Source organism: Virgibacillus sp. MSJ-26, from assembly GCF_018918075.1.
Taxonomy (GTDB): domain Bacteria; phylum Bacillota; class Bacilli; order Bacillales; family Amphibacillaceae; genus MSJ-26.
Map to the genome: position 1 here is coordinate 398,246 of NZ_JAHLPW010000003.1, position 6,349 is coordinate 404,594.

Sequence of the window (6,349 nt, forward strand, 5' to 3'; positions counted from 1 at the left end):
ATATTAATAATGTTTTTTCTACTCTTTTTTAAAAATCGGTCCATCATAAACAAAGGTGTGATATTCTCCAGATTCCCCCATCGGGCAAACGTCCTTTTCTAAAATATCATTAATAAAGGAATCATCTATCGTTCGTCCTAACCAACTTGACGGAAGTTTAGTATCGTCTATTTTAATGATTTCCGCTTTAAACCCTAAGTTAACAAAGTCATGTAGCATATCAACCACATTTTCTTTGCTTGTCCACAGCGGATAATAAGCGTTGAGACTTGCTTCTTGAGCAAGTTGCTCACCCCACTCGCGATGACCTTCTAGATAAATATCGCCAAAAGCAATCGTGTCAATATCTAACTCTTCCTTTAACTCTTTTAATTTATTAACGAAGTTCTCCTGATATGTATCGAAATCTGTTTTAATAAAAGTAACAGGTATGCCTAACTCATTTGCCTGTTTTTCAACCTTGCTTAACGACTCACCATGAGCCACTGTTTCCCCTTTCTCTTTGTATGCTGTAGTCACTAAACAAACAACATCTAAACCTTCTTTTAAAAGATAATACAAAGCTAAGCTACTATCTTTTCCCCCACTAAATGATAAAACAACTTTTTTCAATTTAATGCCCCCCCTTTGAATTTTATTTCTATCCTGATTATAAAGCCTAGGCTGAATTTTTTCAGTGATTTGCGATATGTATTTTATCGACACAAAATATAGAGATCTCATTTTTATTATCCATAAATAGTACCATAAGCAGAACCCGAGCATTATTATTCTATATATGGTATGATTATATATAGTAGATAAAATATTCATTATTTTACTTTATTTTCCTTTTCAGAACGATTAGATGGATAGGGCAAATGTTTTATTTTTTAGTCTCGCCTCCTAGGCGAGGTTTCTTTGTGTTTAAAAAATATTAAAGGAGATTGATTCGTGTTTAAAGATGATCGCTTTAAAGGTTTAACACTTGACGATTTAAAGCGTGATTTAGTCGCAGGTGTAACTGTTGGTATTGTTGCTATGCCGCTTGGGATGGCCTTTGCGATAGCTTCAGGTGTCAGTCCTGAATATGGACTTTATACAACGATTATTGCAGGATTACTTGTCGCGTTATTAGGAGGTTCTCGGTTTCAAGTTGCTGGTCCAACAGGCGCATTCATTCCGATTTTACTCGCCATCGTCCTGCAGTATGGCTATGAAAACTTATTGATTGCTGGATTTTTAGCGGGGATTATGCTGCTCTTGATGGGCGTATTTAAACTGGGGCAATTGATAAAATATATTCCCCGCTCTGTAACAATTGGCTTTACCGCTGGGATTGCTGTCATAATTTTCAGTGGACAAATTGGTGACTTTCTCGGATTAGAAGGCTTGGAAAAGAAGGAATATTTTCATCAAAATATGATCCAACTTGCTCAAAACCTGGATTCCATAAACATTTTCAGTGTGCTTACAGCCGTTATTGGTCTCTTAATCGTCATTTTTATTCCAAAATTTTTTCCAAGGGTACCCGTTTTACTTGTTGCTCTGATTGTTCCAACAGTGATTGCAGTCATCTTTTTTCCGAGTAAAGTTGCAACGATTGGTTCGGCTTTCGGTGGCATCCCACAATCGTTACCAACTTTTAAATTCCCTCAGATCACTTGGGATAAAATTTTGATGCTTTGGCAACCGGCATTTGTGATTGCGATGTTAGGTGGCATAGAATCACTACTATCCGCCGTTGTCTCCGACGGGATGACAGGTAAAAGGCACAATTCAGACCGAGAACTTATGGGGCAAGGGATTGCGAATATGGTGACACCTCTCTTTGGAGGTATCCCGGCAACAGGCGCCATTGCTCGAACAGCGACCAATATAAAAAGTGGCGCAGTCAGCCCTTTTTCAGGAATTTTTCAAAGTGTATTTGTCCTGGCGACGTTACTGTTATTTGCACCCTATGCTTCGGCGATTCCTTTAGCAGCTATGGCACCAATCCTCATGGTTGTCGCTTATAACATGAGTGAATATAAATCATTCGCGCATATTTTAAAATTAAAATCAGGTGATTCGCTCGTTCTAGCAACAACATTTTTACTCACCGTATTCGTTAATTTAACGATGGCGGTTCAAATCGGACTACTCCTTGCAGGTATTTCGTTTATTAAACGAATGAGTGACGCATTAGATGTGGAGGAAGTTATTCCTGTAATGACTAAACGTAATGGACTAACCAGCTCTGAAGAATACGATACAACCTGCCCTCAACTATCATTCTACACGATTGACGGCCCGCTCTTCTTCGGTGCTGCTGACAGGTTTGAATCAACTATTACAAGATCCATCAATAAGCGTCCGAAAGTACTCATTTTAAAAATTAAAAATGTACCGATGTTAGATGCGACTGGAGCAGCAAACCTTGAATCGCTCATTACTGATTTCCACAACATGGGTGGCACGACTCTCATTAGTGAAGCCAATAAAGATGTTTTGGATATGCTGAAAATAACCGGACTATATGAGAAAGTCGGACACGAACACATTTTCACAAGATCTGAAGATGCTGTGGATTATGGTTTAAGTCTTATCAGCGTAGAGAAATGCACAGTATGCTCACGTGCCGGGCGGACGTCTTGCCAGTCCTTTAAGACGAGTGAAGAATTGGAGGAATCAAGTTAAGAAAACAAAAGCGAAAGCATCCGGTTAGCCTTTTATAATTTCCCTAATTTGTAGAAACTTATAAAACACTCACGTTATGTATTTTACAAACTAATAACATTATAAAAAGCGATGAATATTCCATCGCTTTTTTTTTTCGTTACTAAAAGCAAATCTGAATTCAATTTATCGTTACTGTTACTTTAAGTCATGGGAAGTTGCTTAACTGCATTGAATTCAGATAAGAATATGGTACCATTAAAATATTAAATATATTTAAATTACTTTATATAATAATATTGCTTGTTCAACAAACGGGGACTATTGTCGTACAACACTGTGCCTAAATCGTGTCAGAATCAGGCGATTTCCAGAAATGGTTCATTCAATGATATAATGATGTAAATAAATAACAAGGCGGTGCTATAGATGAGTGTTAACCGTGAAGAACTTAAAAACTTAATTGACTCTATTCAAGAAGAAGACGCTGTTCAAGTATACGACTTTATTGGTTATTTAAATATGAAAAGGGAAAAAGAAACAATTGAACAAATGAATCTAGGCCATTTATCTGAGGATAAAGGAATTATTTATCAAGTACAACAAAGTCGAAAAGATCGCTCAAATGGACGTATTTATGATCAGAAACAAGGATTAGATTACCTCCAAAGAAAAATCAAGGAGTTTGAAAGTGAACAAGATTTATAATGTTTATTGGTCGCAAACCGCCCTTGATGAATTGAGTAATATAGTTGCTTATCCTTCAGAAGTTAAAGAACGAATATATTTAGATTCCCATAAGCGATTATCATTTATGCCGACTTTAACTGCAAAACAAATACCCAACGGGATCTTAAAAAATTATTGGGTAAGACTTGGATTATATCAGGTAATTCTGGTATTCGAAGTTAACGAAGAGGAATTAGTTGTATGGATTGATGGTATTAAACACAAGCGAGAAGATGTTTATTGGAAAAGGAAATAGGGAAATAATAATTTGACAAAAGATAAACTCTATAAAAATAGGGATTTTTTTTCTGAAGAATGAATAAAAAGTCAGGATACGATGTTTGTAACCTTTTCTAATTGTCCGTAGTACCGCAATACCTATTAATAGATGTCAATAAATTAATATTTTAGTTTGTAGAAATACATTTAAACAGTAACAAAAAAGTAACAGGGATAAACAAAGATATACAATCACGCGAAGTCTTACTATAATAAAATAATCAAAAATATTGATTTAACGGCATTTCATAATTCAACACAAGACAAAAAACGGCTCACAACACACCGGGCATGATGTAGGTCCAAAAAGTGAATAAATAAACTTTTGATATAACGGGGTTTTCTAAAGGGAGAACCTCATTTTTTTATGGAAATGTCACAAAAAAGTATCATGAATAAGGAATCGTGAAAAATCGGGCGAAATAAAATGAGGAAAAGTGCGAGGTAATCAACGGGTATAACAACCCAATGCAATTGAGCATATTTTTGTAGAGATTCAATTGTTTCGAATTACATTATATCTGTTTTATTAGTGGTTGATGATACATTCACTATAATACTTCCTGAGAATATTGCATCATTGGTTAGGTTAATATAAGAGTTATGTTAAAATTTAGTTAATGGAATTTTTAATTTAGTTTATTCAAGAATCGGGTCAGATTCTGAAATAATGCTTTTAGGATAGTGAGGAAATTATGTTAGAACTGTTAATTCAAAATTGGAATCAATTCTGTAAGGAAGATAATTTCGTGGGTATAGGTGCCACAAGAAAAGTATATAAAGTTTCTGATTATGTGATAAAAGTACATCTGCATCCAGTTGGATATAAACAATCAGTAAATGAATTAAAGATATACACCTCAATGCAAAAAAAGGGTCTTGATGCATTACTCGCTCAAACGTATTATGTTGATAATTATATTTCCATACAAAAATACTACACCCCTCTGGAATTAAAAAATAATCAGTCATATGAAATAAATGCTGAAGAACATTCATATTTGATTCCAAATTTGTTTGGAAAAGTTTTAAAAGAATTGGATAGTGAATTTGATTGTTTTGATTTGGAGGATAGTAGTAACTTTGGTTTAGACAGTAATTATAAGCTTATTTTTATAGATTATGGTATGACGAAAAGTTTGTACGAAAAAGGTTGGGTTCCATTAGCTGAGAAAGGTAGACTACCTCAAATCTACTTTGATTTTTGTAACATTTGTAAAATGAAAAAGGAGCTATGTATGTACGGGGATGAGGACAAAGATAGACGCTGTTATGAATGTGGGAAAGAATAAGGATATGTTCTAAGGTGATTTCGTTTGTACCACAATCGGGCGCGATTGTCGAAGAAAATTAAATTAGAATCGGCCAGATTGTAGAACAACAGGATAGTAAAAAGTAAATGTCTCAAGAGGCTGGGACATAACTAGCCCCAAATAAACAAAAACGGTTATGTTTATCAATAAAAGATAAACGCAACCGTTTTTTCTTTTGTTTTTATGTGAAAATGTTCCATTTTCATTGTTAATGGCGGTATACTTCCTTAAATTTACCGCCATTAACGCAAATCCCATTTCGTTATGCACCTTAGATTTACCTCGTACGGACATACGAGTGAAACCTAAATTAGCCTTCAAAAATCCAAAAACTGGTTCAACATCTATTTTACGTTTCCCATAGATTTCACCTGTTTCTTCGTTTGAAAGCTTCTCTCTCACATATTCTTTTTGGTATTCCCATTTTTCATTGTAAAATAACTTTCTGTTTTTACCTTCTGCTGCCTTTGTACATAAGGAGCGCACAGGACAATCGGAACAGCTTTCACTCTCGTAGACTTTAAATGTTCTTTTAAAGCCATATTTATCTGTCCGATTAGATTCGTATATATAATTTAATCTTCGATTATTTGGACAGATAAAAGAATCTGTTGCTCCATCGTATTCCCAGTTTGCAGTTTTAAATGGATCATTTTTAAATTTCTTTTTCTTTTCTTTCCGATATTGGTTGTATGTAATAAGTGGTGTGCGATTCCTATTATTTAATACATCATCATAGTTTTGTTCACTACCATAACCTGCATCAGCGACGATGTATTTGGGTAATTCAAAATAATCTTTTTCAATAGTATTTAAAAATGGAATAAACGTGCGTGTATCTGTCGGATTAGGGAAGATATCGTACGCTAACGCATATTGTCCTTCTGTCGCAACTTGTAAGTTGTATCCAGCTTTTAATTGGCCATTTCTCATGTAATCGTCTTTCATACGCATGAATGTGGCGTCATGATCTGTTTTCGAATAACTATTTCTATCTTTAAATATCTCCATATCTCGTTGATACTTTTGTTTCCGAACAAGAAAATCTCCATAATGTTTTCGATATTTCTTCGGTTCTTTGCGCTCCGAGCGCAACTGTTTCCGTTCGCTTACCACATCAGAATCGTCAATCTTTTTCGTATATGTATCAATGGTATCGTCTAGTTTTTCGACGATGGTTTCTATTTCCTTCACCGAAAGTTCTTCTTCATTTTCACGTTCAATCGCTGGAATAATTTCTTTCTCCAGCAACTCATCGTACATTACGTTAGATTTTTCAATCAGGTTCGAACTGTATCTTTCAACAGATTTACGCCAAACAAATGTAAACTTATTCGCATTAGCTTCTATTTTTGTACCGTCGATAAAAACAGCTTCCGCATCTATTTCTT

Annotated in this window: 6 protein-coding genes; 4 read left to right on the top strand and 2 right to left on the bottom strand. The window is 34.8% G+C overall.

The features are described from left to right. Positions 1-18: 18 nt before the first annotated feature. Positions 19-612 (bottom strand): Dph6-related ATP pyrophosphatase, encoded by a 594-nt coding sequence (locus KQI49_RS03940; RefSeq protein WP_253286640.1) that lies wholly within the window; start codon positions 610-612, stop codon positions 19-21. 321 nt (positions 613-933) lie between these two features. Between KQI49_RS03940 and KQI49_RS03945 the strand changes: the two genes are divergently transcribed. The 4 genes from KQI49_RS03945 (at position 934) to KQI49_RS03960 (ending at position 4,937) form a co-directional block, all read left to right on the top strand. Next, positions 934-2,658, top strand: coding sequence for a SulP family inorganic anion transporter (locus KQI49_RS03945; protein WP_216486978.1), 1,725 nt, complete (start codon positions 934-936; stop codon positions 2,656-2,658). A 408-nt stretch (positions 2,659-3,066) separates the two neighbouring features. Beyond that, positions 3,067-3,345, top strand: coding sequence for a hypothetical protein (locus tag KQI49_RS03950; RefSeq protein ID WP_216486979.1), 279 nt, complete (start codon positions 3,067-3,069; stop codon positions 3,343-3,345). Then, positions 3,329-3,622 (top strand): type II toxin-antitoxin system RelE family toxin, encoded by a 294-nt coding sequence (locus tag KQI49_RS03955; protein WP_216486980.1) that lies wholly within the window; start codon positions 3,329-3,331, stop codon positions 3,620-3,622. The genes KQI49_RS03950 and KQI49_RS03955 overlap by 17 nt, the downstream gene beginning before the upstream one ends. A 718-nt stretch (positions 3,623-4,340) precedes the next feature. Then, positions 4,341-4,937 (top strand): protein kinase, encoded by a 597-nt coding sequence (locus KQI49_RS03960; RefSeq protein WP_216486982.1) that lies wholly within the window; start codon positions 4,341-4,343, stop codon positions 4,935-4,937. A 63-nt stretch (positions 4,938-5,000) separates the two neighbouring features. Here KQI49_RS03960 and KQI49_RS03965 read toward each other — a convergent pair. Next, a partial coding sequence (locus tag KQI49_RS03965; RefSeq protein WP_253286641.1) for an IS1182 family transposase occupies positions 5,001-6,349 on the bottom strand: 1,349 nt, incomplete at its 5' end.